At 71.3% G+C, this 1,822-nt stretch carries 2 protein-coding genes; one reads left to right on the top strand and one right to left on the bottom strand.

Going from position 1 to position 1,822, the window contains the following annotated elements; translation table 11 throughout:
- Positions 1 to 781 (bottom strand): ParA family protein (locus tag AC5LSR_RS22470; protein WP_493468960.1); only part of this gene is annotated, 781 nt, incomplete at its 3' end.
- A gap of 364 nt (positions 782 to 1,145) precedes the next feature.
- Here AC5LSR_RS22470 and AC5LSR_RS22465 point away from each other — a divergent pair.
- Positions 1,146 to 1,822 (top strand): CNNM domain-containing protein (locus tag AC5LSR_RS22465; protein ID WP_493468959.1); only part of this gene is annotated, 677 nt, incomplete at its 3' end.

Here is a 1,822-nt window from a genome sequence, read left to right as displayed (position 1 = left end):
CCCCCCGCGGGCCGGGCGCGGGGACGGAGCCCGCCAGCAGCGCCCGGGCATGCGCCCGGTATGCCTCCGCCCCTCTGGAACGCTTCGCCGTCGTGAGGATCGAGCGTCCGGAGACCGGCGCCTCGGCGAACCGGACCGACCGCGCGATGGGTGGCTGGAGCACCGCCACCGCGTACCGGGCGGCGACGTCCGCCAGGACGGCACGGCCGTGCGTGGTCCGGGCCTCGAAGAGGGTCGGCAGCACTCCGCGGACCCGCAGCTCGGCATTGGTCAGACGCCGCACGTCGTGGACGGTGTCGAGCAGCTGCCCGACACCGCGGTGCGACAGGGTCTCGCACTGCAACGGGATGATCACCTCATTCGCCGCCGTCAGCCCGTTGATCGTCAGGATCCCGAGCGAGGGGGGGCAGTCGATCAGGATGAAGTCGTAGCTGTCGCTGATCTCGGCGAGCGCGAGCCGCAGCGCGTGCTCACGGCCGGTACGGGACAGCAGCACGGCTTCGCAGCCGGCCAGCTCGATGGTCGCCGGCAGCAGATCCGGGCCGTCCTCGGTCCGTCGCACCACGAGGCCGGGGCTGAGCCGGCCCAGCAGCACGTCGTGCACGGACAGCTCGATGACGTCCGGATCCAGGCCCAGGGAGAACGTCAGGCATGCCTGCGGATCGAGGTCGACGAGCAGGACCCGGCATCCCAGTTCGCTCAGCGCGGCGCCGAGGCTCGTCACGGACGTCGTCTTGGCGACGCCACCCTTCTGGTTTGCGACGGCGAAGACGCGAGCCATGCAGATCAGTCTCCAAGCGTCGGCGCAAAACCACAACACCCCACGCCACAACAACATCACCGACACCTGAAAAACTCGATCTCCATTTCGGACAAATCATAAAAGAACGCACACTCATCCGGTGCGGATCACCACCGGACGTCCCTGCCGACGCACCCGGCCGGGCGTCGGGCCCCGGCCGGGAAACCTCTGGGCGGCACGGCGGAGGTCTGTGAGGATGAGGGGTCTGTGAGGATGAGGGGATGGCACGCGGCGCGCCAGTACCGTCCGGGCGGGAGCCTCGGGCGGCCCCGACAGTGCAGCCCGCGGCGGGATCCCGATCGCCCGAGCACCGCGGTGGCCTGCGCCGGCCCCCGCCACAGCAATGATCGGTGACATTCTCGGCCTGCTGCTGGCCGTCGCCCTCATCGCCGCCAACGGGCTGTTCGTGACCGCCGAATTCGCTTTTGTGGCGGTCGACCACAGCCGGCTCGAGCAGGCGGCGCGGGACGGCTCCCACCGCGCGGCCCGGGCGCTGCGGGCCGTCCGGTCGCTGTCGTTCCAGCTTTCCGGCGCGCAGCTGGGCATCACCCTGACGTCGCTGGTGCTCGGCTACCTCGCCGAGCCGGCGATCGCCTCCCTGCTGCTGCCCACGATCGACGCGACCGGCCTGCCGGCCGGCGTCGGCCATGCCGTCGCGGTGACCGCCGCCCTGCTGATCGCGACAGTCGCCCAGATGGTCTTCGGCGAGCTCTTCCCGAAGAACATCGCGGTCGCGGCGCCGGTAGCCGCGGCCCAGTGGGCCGCCGGGCCGCAGATGCTCTTCTCCAGCGTCTGCCGGCCGGTCATCACGCTTCTCGACGGGTCCGCCAACCGGCTGCTGCGCGCGCTGGGGATCGAGCCGCGAAGCCAGCTGCAATCGGCCAGGTCGCCGTCCGAGCTCGGCTGGCTGGTGCGCTCGTCGGCCGAGCACGGCACACTGCCCGGCAACACCGCGAGCCTGCTGGGCAGATCCCTGCGGCTACGCGAGCGCACCGCCCAGGACGTCATGACACCGCGGAT

The sequence above is a fragment of the Protofrankia sp. CiP1_Cm_nod4 genome (genome assembly GCF_982290645.1).
The sequence above is the reverse complement of the archived record's forward strand: the minus strand, read 5'-3'. Positions and strand labels throughout refer to the sequence as shown.